This is a genomic window from Variovorax sp. dw_954 (genome assembly GCF_018449755.1).
Lineage (GTDB): Bacteria > Pseudomonadota > Gammaproteobacteria > Burkholderiales > Burkholderiaceae_C > Variovorax.
Genome location: NZ_JAAVVD010000004.1, coordinates 301884 through 322915 on the forward strand (window position 1 = coordinate 301884; position 21032 = coordinate 322915).

Genomic DNA, 21032 nt, shown 5'->3' on the forward strand with positions numbered 1-21032 from the left:
TCAATCGAGCACCGATACGAGCACCAGCGCCGGGTCAGCCGGCGTGGCTCGGCAGGATGTCCAGCAAAGCGCCCGGCATGTCCGCATTCAATGCCCACAGCCGCATGGCTTCGATGTCGGGCGCGAGGTAGCGGTCACGTTCGAGGTAGGCGACCTTCGTGCGGATGGTGGCGAACTCGGCTTCGACCAACGGCGAGCTCTTGAGTCCGCGCTTCAACTCGATGCCTTGCGCTGCGGCCATCGCTTCAATGCCGACGACGACTGCCGTGTTGTTGACCATGTCGCCCAAACGGCGCGCGGCATAGGTCGCCATCGACACATGGTCTTCCTGGTTGGCGGACGTCGGCAGGCTGTCGACGCTGCCGGGATGCGCGAGCGACTTGTTCTCGGAAGCGAGCGCGGCGGCCGTGACCTGCGCGATCATGAACCCCGAGTTGAGGCCGCCGTCGTGCACGAGGAATGGCGGCAAGCCCGAGAGGCCGGTGTCGAGCAGCAGTGCCAGGCGGCGTTCCGAGATCGCGCCGACTTCGGAGATCGCCAGCGCGATGATGTCCGCGGCAAAGGCCACCGGCTCCGCATGGAAGTTGCCGCCGGAGATCACCTCGCCGGTGTCGGTGAAGACGAGCGGGTTGTCCGAAGCGGCGTTCGCTTCGATGACCAGCACGCGCGCGGCATGCGCCAGGTTGTCGAGGCACGCGCCCATGACTTGCGGAATGCAGCGGACCGAATACGGGTCCTGCACGCGGCCGCAATCGGGATGCGACGGCACGATCTCGCTGCCGTCGAGCAAGGCACGCACCGCGCCCGCCACCGCGATCTGACCGGGCTGGCCGCGCGCCGCATGGATGCGCGCATCGAATGGCTTGATCGAACCCTGGATGGCTTCGAGCGACAACGCGCCCGACATCAGCGCCGACGCAAAGACGTTTTCCGAACCGAAGAGGCCCGCCAGCGCAAGCGCCGTCGACACCTGCGTGCCGTTGAGCAGTGCCAAGCCCTCCTTCGGGCCGAGCACGAAAGGTTCGAGCCCGATCAGGCGCATCGCCTCGGTGCCGCTCACCGTCTTGCCATCCGCCGTGATCGCCTCGCCCTCGCCGATCAGCACGCAGGCCATGTGCGCCAGTGGCGCCAAGTCGCCGGATGCACCGACGGAACCCTTGCACGGGATGCTCGGCGTGATGCCGGCGTTGAACAGCGCCAGCAAGGCATCGACCAACGCCGGCCGCACGCCCGAATGCCCGCGGGCCAGGCTCACCGCCTTGGTCGCCAGCACCAGCCGGACGACCGCTGCACCCAGCGGCTCGCCCGTGCCCACGCTGTGCGACAGGACCAGGTTGCGCTGCAATTGGGCCAGGTTATCGTTGCCGATGCGCGTGCTCGCCAGCTTGCCGAAGCCGGTGTTGATGCCGTACACGACCTCGTCGTTGTCGACGATGTGTTGCACGGCATCGCGCGCGGCCAGCATGCCGGGCAGCACCGAGGGGTTCAAGGAGAGCTTCAGCCCACCGAGGTGGATGCGGCGCAGCATCGCAAGGTCGACCTTGCCGGGCGTGAGTTCGAGCGTGTTGCTTGTGGTGGTATCAGTAGGTTTCATATGCCTGTCTATACAAGTGGTTGCGGCCGAGGGCCGGGGAGGAAACTGGGCCTCAGTGGCTGGGATTGCCGTCCGAGCGGAAGCGGCTGCCGAGCCGGTAGCGTGAGGCGGGATGAAGGCAGCGCACCACCGTCACCGGCACGGTGCGCGTCCAGGTGCGGCGCGTGAGCAGCAGGCACGGCTCGGCGACGGGCATCGCGAGACGGGCGGCCTGTTCGGCGGTGGGCAGCACGGCGTCGACCAGGTGCTCGATCTGGTCGAAGGGCACGCTGCGCACCAGGTATTCGCTGGGCGGCGTGACGGCCAGGTCCTGCTCCATGAAGTCGGGCACCACACGCGGGTTGACGTAGCGGTCTTCGAGCTGCACCGGCACGCCGTCCTCGAGGTGCAGGCAGGTGGCGTGGAACACCGACTCGCCGGCCCGCACGTCGAGCCATGCCGCCACGTCGGTCGAGGCGGCGATGCGTTCGGCGGCGATGAGCTGGTAGCCGTAGTCATGGCCGCGCGCACGGATCTCGCTCGCGATGTTGGCGATGTGCAGCAACGTGGATTGCGGCTTGTCCTCCGCCACGAAGCTGCCGACGCCGGCGACGCGCGTGATGCGGCCTTGCTCGACCAGTTCGCGCAATGCGCGGTTCACGGTCATGCGCGAGATGCCGAACTGCGCCACCAGTTCGTGCTCCGACGGGAGACGATGCCCGGCCGGCCAGGTGCCGTCCTGGATCTTGCGGGCGATGTGGTCCTTCACCTGCGCGTAGAGCGCGAGTTCGGGGGACTTGCGGACGGTCTTGGTCATGCGAAGACCTGGAATACGGACTTGACCGTACGCGAAGGACGCGGAGAAACGCAAAGGCCGCGAAAGAAACCTGAAGACATTTTTTGGTGTCTTCTTTCGCGTCCTTCGCGGAACCTTCGCGTCCTCTGCGTCCGGCTGTCCGTCTTCATGATGCTCAATGCGCCTCCGCCGCCATCGACTCCGCGCGGATCTCTTCGGTCAACCGCGCCTTGATCTCCATGAACTCCGGCGAGGTCTTGATCGTGTAGTGGCGCGGGTGCGGAAAGTCCACCGCGATCTCGGTCTTGATGCGGCCCGGCCGCGCGCTGAACACGGCCACGCGGTTGGCCATGAAGATGGCCTCGTCGATGTCGTGCGTGACGAAGAGCACCGTCTTCTGCGCCGACTCCCAGATGCCGAGCAGCAGCTCCTGCATCAGCACGCGCGTCTGGTTGTCGAGCGCGCCGAAGGGCTCGTCGAGCAGCAGCATCTTGGGGTCGTTGGCGAGCGCGCGTGCGATGGCGGTGCGCTGCTGCATGCCGCCGGAGAGCTGCTTGGGAAAGTGGTTCTCGAAGCCGCGCAGGCCCACCTTGGCGATGAAGAAATCGCTGCGCTCCTTCTGGTCGGCCTCGCTCATGCCGCGTTCGCGCAGGCCGAAGCGGATGTTCTGCGCAACCGTGAGCCAAGGGAACAGCGTGTAGCTCTGGAACACCACGCCGCGGTCGGCGCCCGGGCCGTCGATGTGCTGGCCGTCGAGCAGCACCTGGCCGGTGGTCGGGAAGTCGAGGCCGGCCACGATGCGCAACAACGTCGACTTGCCGCAGCCCGAGGGGCCGAGGATGGTGACGAAGTCGTTTTCCTTGACCTCGAAGTCGATCGGCAACAGCGCCTGCGTGCGCTGGCCCTTCGTGCCTTCGAAGATGCGTGAGACGCCCTGGATGGAGAGTTGGTTGCGGCTCATGCAGCGCTTTCTGCTTCTTGCTCCCTCTCCCGCTCGCGGGAGAGGGAGTGAAGCGGGTTCATATCGTGCTCCAGGCGAAGAGGCGGCGGTTCAGCGCCTTGAAGGCGAAGTCCGAGACCAGCCCGATGATCCCGATCACGATGATCCCGAAGATGATCTGCCCGGTGTTCAGCAGCGCCTGGCTGTCCGTGATCATGTGCCCGATGCCCGACGACGAGCCGATCAGCTCCGCCACGATCACATAGGTCCAGGCCCAGCCCAGCACCAGCCGCAAGGTCTCCGCGATCCCCGGCGCCGCGCCCGGAATCAGCACGCGCTTGACGATGCCGCTGCCGTTCGCGCCCAGCGTATATGCCGCCTCGACCAGGTCCTTGCGCGCACCACCGACGATCACGGCCACCATCAGGATGATCTGGAACACCGAGCCGATGAAGATGACCAGCAGCTTCTGCGCCTCGCCGATGCCGGCCCACAGGATCAGCAACGGAATGAAGGCCGACGCCGGCAGGTAGCGGCAGAAAGAAACGAAGGGCTCGAAGAAGGCCTCCACCGGCTTCCACGCCCCCATCGCAATGCCGAGCGGCACCGCGATGACCGACGCCAGCACGAAGCCGCCGAACACCCGCCACACCGTCATGCCGATATCGTGGACGAAGTTGTATTCGGCGAAGAGCAGCCAGCCCTCCTTCACCATCGTCACGGGGCTCGCGAGGAAGGTCGGCTTGACGAAGCCGCCCAGCGTGGCCGCGGCCCAGAGCGCGACGAAAAGCACGAAGAAGCCGACGCCGAGCAGCCAGCGTGCGCGTGGGCTCACCGGCTCGAGGGGCGCCACTGGCCGACGTCGGCGCGGAGCGATGACGGAGCCGGGCACCTGAACGGATGGCTTCATGGCGGTGGAGGTATTCTCGGGCGACAGGAAGTCGTGAGGATTTCGTAGCGAGGGCGCCGAGGTCGGGCCGAGGAGTGGAGACGCACTCTCGTGCGTCGAGCACCGCAGGCCCGAGATCGGTGGCCGCAGTAGAAATACTCGCGGCTTCCTTATTTGATGTAGCTGGCGTCGAATGTCACCGCCAGGTTCTCCGGCGCCTTGCGGATCACGCCGGCCTCCAGCAGGATCTTCTCGGCATCCTTCATGAAGCTCGTGATCTCGCCCGCGAAGAACTTCTGGTTCGCCGCCTTGTCCTGCCAGCGCAGGTAGGCCGACGACTTGGCGAACTGCTCGCCGCTTTGCTTGACGGCCGAGCCCATGATCTCGTTGGCCTTGGCCGGATCGGCCTTGATCATCTCCAGCGCCTCGAAGTACGAATTGGTCAGCGCCTGCGCCGCCTTGGGGTTGGCCTTGAGCCAGGTCGGCGCGCAGCCCACCGTGTCCATCACCATCGGGTAGTCGAGCGTGGTCGCGAGGATCTTGCCGGCGTCGGGATTGCTGCGGATCGTCGAGAGATAGGGCTCATAGGTCATCGCAGCATCGTTCTGCCCGGCGACGAAGGCGGTGGCGGCGGGTTGCGGCTCCAGCGAAACGAGCTTCACGTCTTTCAGCGTCATGCCGTTCCTGCTCAGCATCCAGGCCAGGCCGAAGTACGGCGAAGTCCCAGGCGCGCTGACGCCGATGGCCTTGCCCTTCAGGTCGGCGAAGGTCTTGACGTCGTTGCGCACGGCCAGGCCATCGGCGCCGTAGGACTTGTCCATCTGGAAGATCTGCACGATCGGCACGCCGTTGGCGTTCCAGGCGACGTGCGTTTCCACGGTCGTCGCGGCGCACTGGATCGCGTCGGATGCCAGCGCCAGGTGGCGGTCCTTCTGCGGAATCATCTTGAGGTCCACGTCCAGCCCGTTCTTCTTGAATATGCCGGACTTGTCGGCCAGCGTGAGCGGCGCAAAGCCCGTCCAGCCCGACATGCCGAGCGCGATCTTGGTGACGTCCTGCGCCTGCGCGGCGCCCACGGCGCAGAGGCCGGCCGCAAGAACTGTGGCAAGTTTGAAAATCGTTTGGACCATGAAAACTCCTGGGGTCTGGCTGGAAGGTGAGCGGATTGTGGCCGGATGCACCAACTTGTCTATACAGGGTGAACCCTGTGTGCACTGACGGTGCAGTTCTCTTGGAGGGATGCACCATTATGCTGTCTATACAAGTTGCTGCCAAGCGGGTCATGGTTGATGCGCAAAGGCCGTGCCAGGGGCGCAGGCCGGCGCATGCATGACGCCCGCCGAGGCCGATCGGCCGAAGAACTTTCCGAGGCCAAGCCGGCGAACAGGCTCATGGGCATCTTTGCAATACTTGCTTGACCCTCCCCCCATCGGCAGCCCCACGACAAGTCTCGGAGAGACATGGACATGCAGGCAACTTTCAAGCTGGCCACGCTGGCCGTCGCCATCCTCGCGGCGCTCGGCGGATGCGCAGGAACTTCGAGCAACAACGGCGCGCCGATCGGACCGGCGCTTGCCTCCACCATGCCCGAGGCGACGGAGACACCCCCGCGGCCCACTGCCTGCCCGCCTGCCGTGCCCGCCGCCGCAAGCTGCCTCACGGGTGTCGATTCGAGGGGGGCCATCTACCTCATCGCCAAGCCGGCCAACTGGAACGGCGTGCTCGTGCTGCACGCGCACGGCGGGCCGAACCTGGAAGCCCCCTCGGCCCAGCGCGCGGCCGAAGACCTGACGCGCTGGGCCGTCATGGTGGACGCCGGCTATGCCTGGGCCGGCTCCACCTTCCGCCAGGGCGGTGTCGCGGTCCGCGCCGCCGCCGAGGACACGGAGCGCCTGCGCGGCATCTTCCGCCGGTACGTCGGCAAGCCCACCCGCACGATCCTGCACGGGCAGTCCTGGGGCGCCGGCGTGGCAGCCAAGGCCGCCGGGATGTTCACCGCGCAGACGGTCGGCGAGACACCGTACGACGGCGTGCTGCTGTCGAGCGGCGTGCTGGCCGGCGGCAGCCGCTCCTACGATTTCCGCACCGACCTGCGCGTGGTCTACCAGTCCCTCTGCCACAACCATCCGCGCCCGGCCGAAACGCAGTACCCGCTGAACCTGGGCCTGCCGGCCGGCGCGAAGATGACACAGGCCGACCTCAGCGCCCGTGTCAACGAATGCCTGGCCCTCGACAAGCCCGCCGCCAACCGCACGCCCGAGCAGCAAGCGCGCGTGCAGACCATCGAGAAGGTCATCAGGATCCCGGCCAGCGCGATCCACTCGCACATGAGCTGGGCCACCTTCCACTACCAGGACATCAGCAGCAAGCGCACCGGCGGCGCGAGCCCCTTCGGCAACATGGGCGTGACGTACGCAGGCTCGCCCGACGACGCAGCCCTCAATGCCGGCGTGGCCCGTTACAGCGCCGACCCGGCCGCCTACCAGCGCTTTGCCGCGGACACCGACCCGACCGGCAAGATCCCCGTGCCGGTGCTCGCGGTCAAGTGGATCAGCGACCCCACGGCCTTCGTCGAACTCGACTCGTACTTCAAGTCGGTGATGGACCGCGGCGGCAGCGGCGAGCGCCTGGTGCAGACCTTCACCACGCAGGGCACGCACAGCTACATCAGCAGCCCGACCTATCCGACGCTGGTGACGGCTCTGCTGGCATGGATCGAACAGGGCGCCAAGCCGACACCCGCCAGCATTGCCGCGGCCTGCCCTGCCAACGAAGCCAGGTTCGGCGCAGGTTGCAGCTTCGACCCGGGCTACACACCTGCCGCGCTGGAAAGCCGCGTGCCGGCGCGCAATCGACCCTGAAGGACAGGAAGTCACGTTTCGACCCGCCTGATGCTGGCGACGCCGCAAGGCTGAGACAATCGGGACCTTGCGTGCCGGGGAGGTGCGCCCCACTTTCCAAGCCCGCCGCCGCACCTTGTCCGCCTTGCCCTTGACCACCGCCGCCACCGACCCGCTGGAGATCCTCCTCGAGGTCTTCGGCTACACCGCCTTCCGCGGTCCGCAGGAGGCCATCGTCGACCACGTCGTCGGCGGCGGCGACGCGCTGGTGCTGATGCCCACGGGCGGGGGCAAGTCGCTCTGCTACCAGGTCCCGGCCATCGCGCGGCAGCGGGCGGGCCAGGGCGTGGCCATCGTCGTGTCGCCGCTGATCGCGCTGATGCACGACCAGGTCGGCGCCCTGCACGAGGCCGGCGTGAACGCGGCCTTCCTCAACTCCACGCTCGACTGGGCCGAGACGCAGGACGTCGAGCGCCGCCTCGCCCGCGCCGAGATCACGCTGCTCTACGCCGCGCCGGAGCGCGTGACCACGCCGCGCTTCCTGGAACTGATGGACGGCCTCGCCTCGCGCGGCAAGCTCAGCCTCTTCGCCATCGACGAGGCGCATTGCGTGAGCCAGTGGGGCCACGACTTCCGGCCCGAATACCGCGCCCTCACCGTGCTGCACGAACGCTATGCCGGCGTACCGCGCATCGCGCTCACCGCCACCGCCGATGCGCTGACGCGGGCCGACATCGTCGAACGCCTGCAGCTCGAGCAGGCGCGGCAGTTCGTCTCCAGCTTCGACCGCCCCAACATCCGCTACCGCATCGTCGAAAAGAAGGATGCCACCACCCAGCTGCTGCGCTTTATCGAGGCCGAGCACGAGGGCGATGCCGGCGTGGTCTATTGCCAATCGCGCAAGCGCGTCGAGGAGGTCGCCCTCGCGTTGCAGGACGCTGGCATCAACGCCCTGCCCTATCACGCCGGGCTCGACGCGGCTGTGCGGCAAAGGCACCAGAACCGCTTCCTGCGCGAGGACGGCATCGTGGTGGTCGCGACCATCGCCTTCGGCATGGGCATCGACAAGCCCGACGTGCGCTTCGTCGCCCACCTCGACATGCCGAAGAACATCGAGGGCTACTACCAGGAGACCGGCCGTGGCGGCCGCGACGGCGAACCGGCAGACGCGTGGATGGTCTACGGCCTGCAGGACGTGGTGAACCAGCGCCGCATGATCGACGAGAGCCCGGCCGGCGAGGAGTTCAAGCAGGTGATGCGCGGCAAGCTCGACGCGTTGCTGTCCTTGGCCGAGGCCAGCGATTGCCGGCGTGTGCGGCTGCTCGGCTACTTCGGCGAAAAAAGTACGCCCTGCGGCAACTGCGACAACTGCATCACCCCGCCGCAGGTGTGGGACGGCACCGACGCCGCGCGCAAGCTGCTCAGCACCGTCTACCGCGTGCAGCAGCAAAGCGGCATCAGCTTCGGCGCGGGCCACATCATGGACATCCTGCGCGGCAAGGAGACCGAGAAGGTCAAGCAGTTCGGGCACGAGCGCATCAGCACCTTCGGCATCGGCAGCGAGTTCAGCGAGGTGCAGTTGCGCGGCGTGCTGCGGCAACTGATTGCGATCGGCGCGCTGGCCGTGGACACCGAGGCCTTCAACACCTTGAAGCTCACCGACGGCTCGCGCGCCGTGCTCAAGGGCGAGTCCAGCGTGGCGTTGCGCGAGTCGGTGTCGGCGCCGGCGCCGCGCAAGGCCCGGCGCGAGAAGAGTGCGCGCGGCGCCGCATCGCCCGCCGCCGCCTCGCTCGACAGCGCCGGGCAGGCGCGTTTTGCCGCACTCAAGGCCTGGCGCGCCGAAGTGGCCCGCGAGCACAACCTGCCCGCGTACGTCATCTTTCACGACGCCACGCTCGCCGCCATCGCCCAGCGCGCGCCCGCCACACTGGAAGACCTGCAGGGCATCAGCGGCATCGGCGCCAAGAAGCTGGAAGCCTACGGCGCCGACGTGCTGCGGGTCAGCGCGGCTTTCTAGTCACCTGGGCTAAGAGGGCTGCCGACCCAGGTTCGTGATCACCCGGTTCTCGCGCGAGGGCGGGCGGTTCAACAGCGGCGCCCAGGCCTTCGCATCGGCCTTCTGCCGCGCCGCCTCGGACTTGGACAAGCCGTTGTCGATGCATTGGCCTGTGAGCGCGGTCGCCAGCAGTGCCTCGGCTGGGTCGCCCAGCGCATGGCTGAAGTCGTCGGCCACGAAGCAGTCCGGCTGGAAGCCATCGCCGTAGTCGCCGAAGCCTTGCTGGTTCACGCCCTTGAACTGGATCGCGAAGTAGGTCGTTCCGCAGTTGTCCTGCGGCACGAACGCATACGGCTTGCCGCAGGTGGCGCCGCCGATGAGCTTGACCTTCACGCCGATGCCGCGCAGTCCGTTCACCACCGACTCGCTGGCCGAGCAGGTGTCCGGCCCGGTGAGGACCGTGAGCTCCTTCAGCCCCAGTTGCGGCAGCGCCTGGTACGTCGGCGCCGAATAGCCCTGCGCGAAGGCGTAGAAGGGGATGCTGGCCTGGGCCGGCGTGAGTCGGAACGGGTTCTTGCTGTTGAACTCCAGCCGCTCGAAGGTCTTGCCGTCGCTGGCCTCGCGCGAGCTCACCATGGAGGCGAGTTCGCTCGCGATGCTCAGCATGCCGCCGCCGTTGTAGCGCATGTCCAGCACCAGGTCCCGCGCGCCGGCGCCGTTGAGCGCGTTGACCGCGGCGATCAACTGGGCCTCGGACGGCCCGTTGTGGTCGTTGAACTGGAAGTAGCCGACGCGGCCCTTCGCGGTGTCGAAGGTCTTCACGTTCTGCACCGGCGACATCGTGACGTTGGCCGACACCAGCGTGAGGGTGCGCGTGCCGCCGTCGAGCAGGCCCAGCTTGAAGGTGTGCACTTCGCCGGTATTCGCGGGCGACAGGCCCGCGTTGAGCCTGGCCGTGTCCGTGCCGTTGACCACGTCGACGCCGTCGATCTCCAGCAACTTCATGCCCCGGCTGACGCCAGCCACGGCCGCAGCCGAGTCGGGCTCGAGGTAGGCCACGCGCACGTCGCGCGGACTGGTGCGCTGCAGGAAGGCCAGTTCCATGCCGTAGCCGACCGACTGCCCGGCGGACAGGTTGAGGTATTCGGCCGTGTCCTCGGTGAAGTGGAAGCGGTCCTTGTCGCGGCCGGTCACGGTCTTCTGCGGCGTCTTCAGCACGTTGAAGTAGTCGACCGGCGTGGCATAGGCACTCGCCAGCAAACCGCCCGGCACCTCGTCGAACCAGAGGTAGGTCTCGTCGATCCAGCTGCGGACCCAATGCTTCTCGTCATCGAGCGTGCCGGCGCGGTCGCGGAACGGCGTCCCGGTTGCGGGGTCGGTGCCGGTGCGCGCCGCCGCGCATCGGTTCGCCACCGTGGAAGACGCGACGATGGGCTCCGCCTGCGCCGTCGGCGGCGCCTGCATCAACGCCAGCGCGGCGAGGTTGCCGCCCCCTCCGCCACCGCCACCGCCGCCACCACCGCAGGCGGTCAACGCCAAGCCGGTCACGATGCCGGCGCCCCAACGCATGTTCAGCCTCACTGCCTTGCCCTCCCGGAAATTTGCGGGAGAGCCTAACAGTGTCGACGCCGCTTCGACTACCCCTTCAACGTATCGATCAACCGGTTTTCCCGAATCGGGGCGCGCCGCAGCGTGGGCGTCGCACCGTTGGCCGCCTTCTCGAGCGGGATGGCCGTCTTCGCCGCGGTCGGACAGGCGCCGCCGCGCAGCATCGTGAGCGCAGCGGCAAGGCGGCCCTCGGCCGGGTCGCCGAGCTCGTGGGCGAGGTCATCCGCCACCATGCAGTTGGGCGCGAAACCGTCGTTGTAGTCGCCGAATCCCTGGTGGTTCACACCCTTGAACTGGATGGTGAAGTAGGTGGTGCCGCAGTTGTCCTGGGGGAAGTAGCCGTAGGGCTTGCCGCAGGTCGTGCCGCCGACAAGGTTGACGCCGACGCCCACGCCGCGCAGCGAGTTGATGATCGACTCGCTGGCCGAGCAGGTGTCCGGCCCGGTCAGCATCGTCACGCGCGCGAGGCCCAGTTGCGGCAGCGGCTGGCCGGGGGTCGTCGAGTAGCCGCGCGTGGTGCCATAGAAAGGCACGCGGGTCTGGTCGTCGGAGAGCTGGAACGGATTCTTGCCGTTGAACTGCAGCGATTCGAAGGTCGTGTCCCGGGTGGCCGCGGGCGTGGCCACCATGTAGGCCAGCTGGCTCGCGATGGAAAGCAGGCCGCCGCCGTTGTAGCGCAGGTCGATCACCAGGTCGCCGATACCGTCGTCCTTGAACTGATGGACCGCGGCGATCAGTTGCGCTTCGGCCGCCTCGTTGTGATCGTTGAAGAGGAGGTAGCCCACGGCGTGTCCACCGACGTCGAGCGTCCTGGCGCGCACGGTCGGGCTGCTGCGCACGCCGGCCGCGACGAGCGACGCAACGATGGTGCTGCCGTCCGGCCGGGCCAGCTTGAACAGGTGCCGCTCGCCCGCCGCGATGGGCGCCAGGCCCGCATCGAGCGCGGCGACGTCGCTGCCGTTGACCACGTCGACGCCGTTTACCTCCAGCACCTTCGCGCCCCGCCCGATGCCGGCGGAGCCTGCCGGCGTGCCGGGCTCCGCCGAGACCACGCGCACCTCGCGCGGCGGCGCCGCGCTGAGGAACGCCATCTCCATGCCGTAGCTTGCGGTCGCCACGCCCGTGCTTGCGACCTGGCGATAGGCGGCCGTGTCGTAGGTGAAGTGGAAGCGGTCCTTGGGCCGGCCCGAGGGCGCAGTCGCCGGTGTCTTCAGCACGGCGAAGTAGTCGACGGGCGTCGCGTAGTTGGCGGCCACCAGGTTGCGGGGCACCTCGTCGTACCAGAGGTAGGTCTCGTCGGTCCAGCTGCGCAGCCAGCGCTTTTCGTCGCCGCTCGTGCCCGCGACGTCAGGGTAGGCGGCGCCAGTGTCCGGATCGATGCCCTGGCGCGGCGCCGCACACCGCGCCGCCACCGAGGACGACGCGACGATCTCGTCCGTCGGCGCGGCGCCGGACGCCACGGGCAGTGCCGATACCGGCAGGACGCCGCCTCCCCCGCCCCCACCGCCGCCGCCACATCCACACAGGATGAGCGCACCCATGAATCCCGCGCACCATCGAACTCGCCGCTTCATTTGCCAGGCCCTTCCCAGAACAGGAGGGGTGAAGCCTAGCAATTAACGAAAGTTTGCAATGACTCGAAAGAATTAGCTTTCAGGCCGCGGCGCCGTGAAAGTTGCCCACTTTGAGAATATTTTTTTGGGCAACTACTGGACGAAGCCAATGCCGCGCGATTCGCGCACCTCCGGCTTAATCCGATGTTCTGCTTCGAGCTGGTCGAGGAATTCGGACGCGGAAAATTCAGTCGCGAGGATATCGGTCTGGCGCTTCACCGCCGCGAAATCGCCAGGGCAGAGCTCGGAAAGCCTGGCCAGCCGCACGCTCAATTCGCCGGTCAGGAGCGCCGCATCGCCGGCCAGCGCCTCCACGACGAACATGCGTTCGCGCTGCGCCGCCGTCAGCGGCATGAACTTGATCTTGAAGGTGAAGCGCCGCAGCGCCGCCTGGTCGAGCCGGTCGAGCAGGTTGGTGGTGCAGACGAACACGCCGTTGAAGCGCTCCATGCCCTGCAGCATCTCGTTGACTTCGGTGACCTCGTAGGTGCGCTGCGCGCCGCGCCGGTCCTGCAGGAAGGAGTCGGCCTCGTCGAGGAGCAGCACGGCCTTCTCGGCCTCGGCTTCCTTGAACATGGCGGCCATGTTCTGCTCGGTCTCGCCGACGTACTTGCTCATCAGGTCGCTGGCCTGCTTGATGATCAACGGTCGCCCGATGGCCTTGGCCATGTGCTCGGCCAGCGCGGTCTTGCCGGTGCCCGGCGCGCCGTAGAAGCACAGCGTGCCATGGCCGCGCGCCTTGACCGCCTCGACGATGCGCGGGATCTCGAAGCGCGTCTCGACATTGAGCATGTCGAGGTCGTAGGTGGTGACGCTGCGGCGCTCGCCATGCCCCGTCTCGCCGGTGCCGAGCGCCAGGTCCGCGTTCTTGAGTTGCCGCTCGATGAGCGATTCGACGGTCACGTCATCGGTCTTGGCGAGTTCCGCGAAGCGCGCCGCCGTGCGGATCTGCGCCGGCGTCAGGCCCTTGCGCTCGGCGAGCTTGGCGGTGAAAGCCTCCGACACCGGAATGCCTTCGAGCGTCTTGCGCACCAGTTGCTCGCGTGCGCCGGGCGGCGGCGACTTGAGCTCGAGGTGATAGGCGAAGCGGCGCCGGAATGCCGGGTCGATCTGCTCGATGCGGTTGGTCACCCACAGCGTGGGCACGGCATTCGATTCGAGGATCTGGTTGACCCAGGCCTTGCCGCTGACGCTGCCGCTGGTCGGCGCGGAGATCTGCTCGGCGCGCGCCATGTATTGCGCGGCCTCGGTGCTGATCGGCGGGAACACGTCCTCGACCTCGTCGAACAGCAGCGCCGCCTGCGCGCTGCCCTTGAGGAACACCTGCGCGATCTGCAGTGAGCGATAGCGGTCGCGCCCGCTCAGGGAATTGCCGTCGCGGTCGGCATATTCGACTTCGAACAATTCGAGCCCCGCGGCCTGCGCGACGACCTTGGCCAGCTCGGTCTTGCCGGTGCCGGGCGGTCCGTACAGCAGCACGTTGACGCCAGGCTCCTTGCGGTGCACCGCGGCGCGCAGCAGCGTGACGAGCATCTGCGCTTCGTCCGCCACGAAGGAAAAATCGTCGACATGGAGCGCACTCTTGGCCGACGGGCGGGTGAACACGGCCATCAATTCATTCTGGTCGCGGTACTCGCGCATCAGCACGGGCGGCAGCTTCTCGCTGACCTTCATGAGGTCGGCCAGGTCGGTGATGTTGTGCTCGGAAATGAGGTTCTCGACCAGGCCGATGCGCTCCAGCCGCGAGCCGGCGCGCAAGGCCTCGCCCACGTCGCTCGCATTGACGCCCGCCACTTCCGCGATGGCGGCATAGGCCTCGGGCGCGTTGTTGACCTTGAATTCCACCAGCAGCGAGCGCAGGTCGCGCTGGTAGCGCGCGAGCGTGCCGTAGAGCAGCAGCGCGCGCTCGGCCTTGTTCAGCAGCAGCAGGCCGGCCAGCGCATCGATGTTCTTCTCGACCAGCGTGGATTGCTTGCGCAGCGCGTGCGTGAGCCAGTCGCGCGTGGCCGACAGCACCGAGAGCAGATCCTTCGGCTGGTCCTTCGCGTATTCGTCGAGGTAGAAGAACAGCGTGCCCTCTTCATAGGGGCCGCGCCACACGCCGTGGCGCTCCAGCAGTGTGCGGCTGTCGAGCAATTCGACGCCTTTCCAGATCTCGTTGCCCGCGCAACGCCGACCGAGAAATTCACGCAGCCGCTGCAGCACGGCCGTCGGCCAGACGAGGTGACGCCCCGTCAGCGAGAGCAGGCCGTTGAGGTCGCGCCGCACGTTGAAGCGCGGACCCTGCTTGGCCGCCAGCGTCAGCACGAAATGCGAACACATGAGTTCCAGCACCGGCGCGCCCTTGAGTCCAGGCGAAGGCACGGCCTGGCTGCGCGACGCAGCCGCCACCTCATCCACACCGGAACGCTTGACCATGCGGGACTACCCTTCTCCAAGAGCCGACTTCAGCGCGACCATAACGCAGAGTTTTAGGTTCGGGAAGAAATGGGAACAGTAAAAACCCTGATGTTACGAATCCGTCCACAATTCCAGACATGGTTGAAATAGAACAGATCGTCAAGGCGGCCGCCCGACTGCGCGGGCAATTGCTCGACACCCCCTGCGTGGAATCGCGCACGCTCTCCGAAATCGTGGGGGCGCAAGTCTTCCTCAAGTTCGAGAACTTGCAATTCACGGCGTCCTTCAAGGAGCGCGGTGCCTGCAACAAGCTGGTGGATTTGTCGGAAAGCGGCGTGCGCGGCGTCATTGCGATGTCGGCGGGCAACCACGCGCAAGGGGTCGCCTATCACGCGCAGCGGCTGGGCCTGCGCGCGCTGATCGTGATGCCGCGCTTCACGCCCGGCGTGAAGATCGAGCGCACGCGCGGCTTCGGCGCCGAGGTGGTGCTGCATGGCGACACGCTCGAAGCGGCCCGCACCCATGCCTTCGAATTGGCCGAGCGCGAGGGCCTGAGCTTCGTCCACCCGTATGACGACGAGGCCATCATCGCCGGCCAGGGCACGGTGGCGCTGGAGATGCTGGACGCGGTGCCGGACCTCGACGCGCTGCTGGTCTCGGTCGGCGGCGGCGGGTTGATCGCCGGCATGGCGGTTGCGGCGCGCTCGCGCAAGCCGGGCATCGAGATCGTCGGCGTGCAGACGACCCGCTTTCCGGCCATGGTCAATGCCGTCAAGGGCACGCAGCATCCGCAGGGCAACAGCACCATCGCCGAGGGCATCGCGGTGGGCACGCCCGGCGTGCTGACGAGCGAAATCATCAAGAGCCTGGTCGACGACCTGTTGCTGGTCGACGAAGGCGACATCGAGCAGGCCGTGCTGATGCTGCTCGAAATCGAGAAGACGCTGGTGGAAGGGGCTGGCGCGGCCGGCCTCGCCGCCCTGCTGCGCCACCCGGAGCGATTCCGCGGCAAGAAGGTGGGCCTGGTGCTCTCGGGCGGCAACATCGACCCGCTGCTATTGGCCGCCATCATCGAGCGCGGCATGGTGCGGGCCGGCCGCCTGGCCCGGGTGCGGGTGAGTGCACGCGACGTGCCGGGCTCGCTGGCCCACATCACGGCCACCGTCGCGGAAGCGGGCGCCAACATCGACGAAGTCCACCACCAGCGCGCCTTCACCATGCTGGCCGCGCAGAACGTGGACGTCGAACTGGTGCTGCAGACGCGCGGGCGCGCACACCTGGCGTCGGTGCTCGAGGCGCTGCACGCGGCCGGGTTCGCGGCTGAGGAGCAACGATAGTGGCTGTCGCCCTGCGCCTGCGCTGACCCGCGAATGCGCCGGAATCCGACTTCAGGCGCCTTGGCTATAGGCCAAAAGTCGCACACTTTACGGGGGCGGACCCTGACATGATGCGCTTTGGCCTGCCCCTAAAATGTGCGCCAGTTTTGCGAACCTGAGGTATCCCTGATGTCCAACCCGACCCCCGTCCAACCGGGCCAAGACGCCGTCGTCGAACACGACGCCGTCGAATCCATCGTCCACCTGATGCCGCTCGTGCTCCCGATCGTGGGTGGCGTGCTGATGCTGCTGCTGGCATCCATCGCCGTCTACATGGCCTGATACCGGCCCGGCCGGGCGCCTTTGCGCAGTCCGGCCTCGCCCTCCCGCATGCGATACCGGGCTCCGGAAGAAAACGTTTTCTCCAACGGTCTTTGCGCACCACTGCGCCCAGGTCCGTTCGAAAAGACGATTTTCAAAGACCAGGAGATTTCCGATGAACGCACCCGTGATGAATGGCCTGACCATTCAAGCACCCCAATATGTCAAGAACGCGAAGCTGATCGCCTGGGTGGCCGACATGGCCGCGCTGTGCAAGCCCGAGCGCATCCACTGGTGCGACGGCACGACTGAAGAGTACGACCGCCTCTGCCAGCAACTGGTGGACGCCGGCACCTTCAAGAAGCTCAACCCGGCCAAGCGGCCCAATTCCTACCTCGCGTCGTCCGACCCGAGCGACGTGGCCCGTGTCGAGGACCGCACCTACATCTGCTCCGAGAAGAAGGAAAACGCCGGTCCCACCAACAACTGGATGGCCCCGGCCGAGATGCGCAACACGCTGCACCCGCTGTTCGACGGCTGCATGAAGGGCCGCACGATGTACGTGGTGCCCTTCAGCATGGGCCCGCTGGGCTCGCCGATCGCCCACATCGGCATCGAACTCTCCGACAGCCCCTACGTGGCCGTCAACATGAAGATCATGACCCGCATGGGCAAGGCCGTTTACGACGTGCTCGGCGTCAACGGCGACTTCGTGCCCTGCGTCCACACCGTCGGCGCGCCGCTGGCAGCCGGCGAGAAGGACGTGGCCTGGCCCTGCAACAAGACCAAGTACATCGTCCACTACCCCGAGACGCGCGAGATCTGGAGCTACGGTTCCGGCTACGGCGGCAATGCGCTGCTGGGCAAGAAGTGCTTCGCGCTGCGCATCGCTTCCAACATGGGCCGTGACGAGGGCTGGCTGGCCGAGCACATGCTGATCCTCGGCGTGACCAATCCCGAAGGCAAGAAGTACCACGTCGCTGCCGCCTTCCCCAGCGCTTGCGGCAAGACCAACTTCGCGATGCTGATCCCGCCGGCCGGCCTGGACGGCTGGAAGGTCACGACCATCGGCGACGACATCGCCTGGATCAAGCCCCAGCCCGACGGCCGCCTGCGCGCCATCAATCCCGAGGCCGGCTACTTCGGCGTGGCACCGGGCACCAACGTGCTGACCAATCCCAACTGCATGGCCAGCGTCGAGCGCGACACCATCTTCACGAACGTCGCGCTCACCGACGACGGCGACGTGTGGTGGGAAGGCATGGGCGATGCGCCCGCGCATGCCATCGACTGGCAGGGCAAGGACTGGACGCCCGCCATCGCCAAGGAAACCGGCGCCAAGGCCGCGCATCCGAACGCTCGCTTCACCGTCGCGGCCACCAACAACCCCGCCCTCGACGAAGCCTGGGACGACCCGAAGGGCGTCGCCATCGACGCTTTCATCTTCGGCGGCCGCCGCTCCACCACCGTGCCCCTGGTCACCGAAGCCCGCAGCTGGGTCGAAGGCGTGTACATGGCCGCGACGATGGGCAGCGAAACCACCGCCGCCGCCACCGGCCAGGCCGGCGTGGTGCGCCGCGACCCGTTCGCGATGCTGCCCTTCATGGGCTACAACATGAGCGACTACTTCCAGCACTGGCTCGACCTCGGCAAGAAGCTCGACGCATCCGGCGCCACGCTGCCGAAGATCTACACCACCAACTGGTTCCGCAAGGGCGCCGACGGCAAGTTCGTCTGGCCCGGCTACGGCGAGAACATGCGCGTGCTGAAGTGGATGATCGAGCGCATCGAGCAGAAGGCCGACGGCCAGGAACACGTGTTCGGCGTGAGCCCGCGCTACCAGGACCTGAGCTGGACGGGCCTGGACTTCAGCGCCGAGCAGTTCAATACCGTGACCAGCATCGACAAGTCGGCCTGGCGCGACGAACTGAAGCTGCATGAGGAACTGTTCGCGCAACTCGCGCACCATCTGCCGAAGGAGCTGCCGGCCACGAAGGCAGCCATCGAAGAGCGCCTCGAAGCCTAGATGGTATGAATTTTTCTGCTGCGGACGCCGATCTCGGGCCTGTGCTGCTCGCCGTACGAGAGTACGGCTGCGCTGCTCGACCCGACCTCCGCGCCCTCGCTGCGAAATCTTCACCCCTCTCAGCGCCGCGCTGTCCGTCGCAAACTCTCCAGGCATGAAAAAACCGCCCGAGGGCGGTTTTTTCATGGTGACAGCAGCTTGATCAGTGGAAGTGGCCGGACTGCACGCGGGCCAGGGCCGTGTACAGGGAAGGCGTTTCGTGCAGGCCAGCCATGCGGGTCAGCAGGTTCGGGGTTGCGGCGGCGACTTCGGTCACTTCGGTCACTTCGCTTTCGGCCTTGCTGCGCTCGATGGCCAAGCGCAGTTCTTGCATGATGCGCGGGTCGCGTTGGGCGCTTGCCAGGAACAGTGCGTCTGCGCGGGCGTTGGCACGGCGTTCCGCTCCGGCGGCGAGGACCTTGCCGATGCGCTTCGCACCGGCCAGCAACACGTCTGCGTAGAGGGCGGTGCCGGCGAACAGGGCGGCGCAGAACACGGCCCATGCGGCCAGCAGGCTGCCTTCGTCCCAGTTCGTCACCAAGGCTTCCGCCACCACCAGCGCCGAGGAAAGGGCCGCCACCAGCAGAAAGGCGATCACGTGGCGAGCGCCAGCGCGCTTGCCGTTCACGATGTCGAACAGCACCTCTGCGCGTTCGACGCCAGGGTGGATCGTGGGATGGTTTGCGTTGACGAAGCTGGTCATGATGGTCCTCTCAGAATTGCGTTTGGCGTGAGCCGATGCCTGAATATTAGGGGTTTCCCTAGTGCTTCGCCACTTTATATTCCTGATGTTTATCATTCACTGAAATGATGAATGTCAACTTTCGCACACTGGACCTGAACCTCCTGCGCGTCTTCGACGAGGTAATGGCCGAGCGCAACCTGACGCGCGCCGCCCGCAACCTTTCCCTGACGCAGCCCGCGGTCAGCAATGCCTTGCGCCGCCTGCGCGACCTGCTGGGCGACGAGTTGGTGCGCCGTTCGGGCGCCGGCGTCGAGCCGACGCCCCGCGCGCTGGCGCTGTGGCCCACCGTGCGCGATGCGCTGCGGCACCTCCAGCATGTGCTGGCGCCCGGCGACTTCACACCCGCCACCGCCGACACCGCCTTCGTCCTGGCCATGGCCGACGCCACCGCCGCGGAACTGGTGCCCGGCCTGGTACAGATCATCGAGCGCGAGGCGCCGGCCGTCTCATTGCGCGTGGTCCCGCTCACCACGCGCGATCCGCGCGCGCTGCTGGAGAGCGAAGGCGCCGACATGGCAGTCGGCTACTTTCCGGCGGTGCTGGCTGCGCTGACGGCGCGCGGCCAGTCCGGCGTGGCGGTGCCTTTCGAGACGCAGCGGCTTTACGTCGGGCAGTACGTCTGCGTGATGCGGCGCGGACATCCGCTGGCGGACAAGCCGCTCACGCTGGACGACTACTGCGCCGCGCGGCACCTGCTGGTCAGTTTCTCGGGGCGGCCCTACGGCTTCATCGAGCAGACGCTGGGCGCCCTCGGCCGCGAGCGGCATATCACCGTCACGGTGAACCAGTTCTACACGGCCGGGCGCGTTGTCGCCAGCTCGGACCTGCTGGCCGTGATGCCGCGCCACTTCGTCAAGGTGACCGGCATCGCCGACCAATTCGAATTGCGCGACCTGCCCTTCGACCAGCCCCTGGTGCATGTGGACGCGCTCTGGCACCGGCGCACCCAATATGGCCAGGCGCACGCCTGGTTGCGCGATGCACTGGCGCGCGCGGCGGAGGTGGCGTTCGCGAAGTCCCCCGACGAGGTCGCGTTGCCGGCGAAGATACGGCCATGAAGCTTCAACTCCTGTCCGACCTGCACCTGGAATCGCACCCGCGCTTCGAAGCAGAAGCCGCGCCGGGCGCCGACCTGCTGGTGCTGGCCGGCGACATCGGCTCCTACCAGAACGGCTCGCGCCTGACCGAGCCGGATTTCGGGTTGGGTCGCTTTTCGCCGCGCCAGGGCTGGCCGGCGCCCGTCATCTACGTGCCGGGCAACCACGAGTACGACGGCGACGACTTCGACGCCGTGCACGCGCGCCTGCGCGCCACTTGCGACGCACTCGACATCCACTGGCTGGAGCGCGAGACGCTCGTGATCGATGGCATCCGATTCGTCGGCACCACGCTGTGGAGCGACTTCGATGCGCTGGCCGACCCGGCGGGCGGCATGACCGACTTGCTGAAGGCCCGCGGCAAGGCGATGCGCGCGGCCGACTTCTACCTGGAAAAGGCAGCAACGGTTCGCGACGGCAAGCCGTTCATGTCGGCGGAGTTGAGAGAGCAGGCGCTGCTGTGCCAGGACTGGTTGCGCGATGAACTGGCCCGGCCCTTCGAGGGAACGACGGTGGCGATCACGCATTTCGCGCCGACGCTGGCCAGCGCCGATCCACGCTACGGGCTGTCGCCGGGCACCGCCGGCTTCTGCAATTCGCTGGACGAGCTGCTGCCGCTGGCCAAGGTATGGCTCCACGGCCACCTGCATTGCGCCTTCGACTATGTGAAGGACGGCTGCCGGGTGGTGGCCAATCCCCTGGGCTACCGGAGCAAGGGGGAGCAGGAGGCGTTCCAGCCGACGCTGCTGATCGAGGTGTGAGGCTGGTGCGAAGGACACCGGGAGCGCTCTCAGGCGACGTCCCGCGGCTCTCGTCTTTAGAGCAAGTGCTCC

16 protein-coding genes are annotated in these 21032 nt (G+C 67.1%); 7 read left to right on the forward strand and 9 right to left on the reverse strand.

Annotation, left to right across the window (positions count from 1 at the left end):
- Nucleotides 1–34: 34 nt before the first annotated feature.
- From hutH to HB681_RS09660, 5 genes are all read right to left on the reverse strand, one after another.
- Entirely contained in the window at nucleotides 35–1594 is a 1560-nt protein-coding gene (gene hutH, locus HB681_RS09640) for a histidine ammonia-lyase (protein ID WP_213954576.1), read from the reverse strand.
- Between the two features lie 52 nt (nucleotides 1595–1646).
- Complete coding sequence (gene hutC / locus HB681_RS09645) at nucleotides 1647–2390, reverse strand: histidine utilization repressor (protein ID WP_213954577.1); 744 nt, start codon at nucleotides 2388–2390, stop codon at nucleotides 1647–1649.
- A gap of 154 nt (nucleotides 2391–2544) precedes the next feature.
- Nucleotides 2545–3330 carry an ABC transporter ATP-binding protein gene (locus HB681_RS09650; protein WP_213954578.1) on the reverse strand — a complete coding sequence of 262 codons (786 nt, stop codon included), beginning with the start codon at nucleotides 3328–3330 and terminating at the stop codon, nucleotides 2545–2547.
- A 58-nt stretch (nucleotides 3331–3388) separates the two neighbouring features.
- Nucleotides 3389–4219: an ABC transporter permease gene (locus HB681_RS09655; RefSeq protein ID WP_213954579.1), complete on the reverse strand. Its 831-nt coding sequence runs from the start codon at nucleotides 4217–4219 to the stop codon at nucleotides 3389–3391.
- 149 nt (nucleotides 4220–4368) lie between these two features.
- A complete protein-coding gene (locus HB681_RS09660) occupies nucleotides 4369–5328 on the reverse strand; it encodes an ABC transporter substrate-binding protein (protein ID WP_213954580.1) in 960 nt (319 codons plus the stop codon).
- A gap of 336 nt (nucleotides 5329–5664) precedes the next feature.
- Between HB681_RS09660 and HB681_RS09665 the strand changes: the two genes are divergently transcribed.
- Complete coding sequence (locus HB681_RS09665) at nucleotides 5665–7059, forward strand: hypothetical protein (protein ID WP_213954581.1); 1395 nt, start codon at nucleotides 5665–5667, stop codon at nucleotides 7057–7059.
- A gap of 124 nt (nucleotides 7060–7183) precedes the next feature.
- Complete coding sequence (gene recQ / locus HB681_RS09670; protein WP_256734873.1) at nucleotides 7184–9055, forward strand: DNA helicase RecQ; 1872 nt, start codon at nucleotides 7184–7186, stop codon at nucleotides 9053–9055.
- A gap of 9 nt (nucleotides 9056–9064) precedes the next feature.
- Here recQ and HB681_RS09675 read toward each other — a convergent pair whose 3' ends face one another.
- From HB681_RS09675 to HB681_RS09685, 3 genes are all read right to left on the reverse strand, one after another.
- Nucleotides 9065–10615, reverse strand: coding sequence for a S41 family peptidase (locus tag HB681_RS09675; protein ID WP_345944652.1), 1551 nt, complete (start codon nucleotides 10613–10615; stop codon nucleotides 9065–9067).
- A 56-nt stretch (nucleotides 10616–10671) separates the two neighbouring features.
- Nucleotides 10672–12183: a S41 family peptidase gene (locus tag HB681_RS09680; RefSeq protein ID WP_256734874.1), complete on the reverse strand. Its 1512-nt coding sequence runs from the start codon at nucleotides 12181–12183 to the stop codon at nucleotides 10672–10674.
- Between the two features lie 165 nt (nucleotides 12184–12348).
- A complete protein-coding gene (locus HB681_RS09685; RefSeq protein ID WP_213954584.1) occupies nucleotides 12349–14673 on the reverse strand; it encodes an ATP-binding protein in 2325 nt (774 codons plus the stop codon).
- A gap of 119 nt (nucleotides 14674–14792) precedes the next feature.
- On the opposite strand from HB681_RS09685, the gene HB681_RS09690 reads away from it, so the two are divergent.
- From HB681_RS09690 to HB681_RS09700, 3 genes are all read left to right on the forward strand, one after another.
- The gene (locus HB681_RS09690) at nucleotides 14793–15992 is read left to right on the forward strand and encodes a threonine ammonia-lyase (protein ID WP_213954585.1); all 1200 of its coding nucleotides are present in this window, start codon (nucleotides 14793–14795) and stop codon (nucleotides 15990–15992) included.
- Nucleotides 15993–16160: 168 nt separating this feature from the next.
- The gene (locus HB681_RS09695; protein ID WP_213954586.1) at nucleotides 16161–16313 is read left to right on the forward strand and encodes a hypothetical protein; all 153 of its coding nucleotides are present in this window, start codon (nucleotides 16161–16163) and stop codon (nucleotides 16311–16313) included.
- Between the two features lie 154 nt (nucleotides 16314–16467).
- Entirely contained in the window at nucleotides 16468–18318 is a 1851-nt protein-coding gene (locus tag HB681_RS09700; protein WP_213954587.1) for a phosphoenolpyruvate carboxykinase (GTP), read from the forward strand.
- Nucleotides 18319–18520: 202 nt separating this feature from the next.
- Here the strand turns inward: HB681_RS09700 and HB681_RS09705 are convergent, their stop codons facing one another.
- Complete coding sequence (locus tag HB681_RS09705; RefSeq protein WP_213954588.1) at nucleotides 18521–19060, reverse strand: hypothetical protein; 540 nt, start codon at nucleotides 19058–19060, stop codon at nucleotides 18521–18523.
- Nucleotides 19061–19167: 107 nt separating this feature from the next.
- Between HB681_RS09705 and HB681_RS09710 the strand changes: the two genes are divergently transcribed.
- Nucleotides 19168–20160 (forward strand): LysR family transcriptional regulator, encoded by a 993-nt coding sequence (locus HB681_RS09710; protein WP_213954667.1) that lies wholly within the window; start codon nucleotides 19168–19170, stop codon nucleotides 20158–20160.
- Complete coding sequence (locus tag HB681_RS09715; protein WP_213954589.1) at nucleotides 20157–20960, forward strand: metallophosphoesterase; 804 nt, start codon at nucleotides 20157–20159, stop codon at nucleotides 20958–20960. Before HB681_RS09710 ends, HB681_RS09715 begins: the two co-directional genes overlap by 4 nt.
- The last annotated feature ends 72 nt before the right edge of the window (nucleotides 20961–21032 follow it).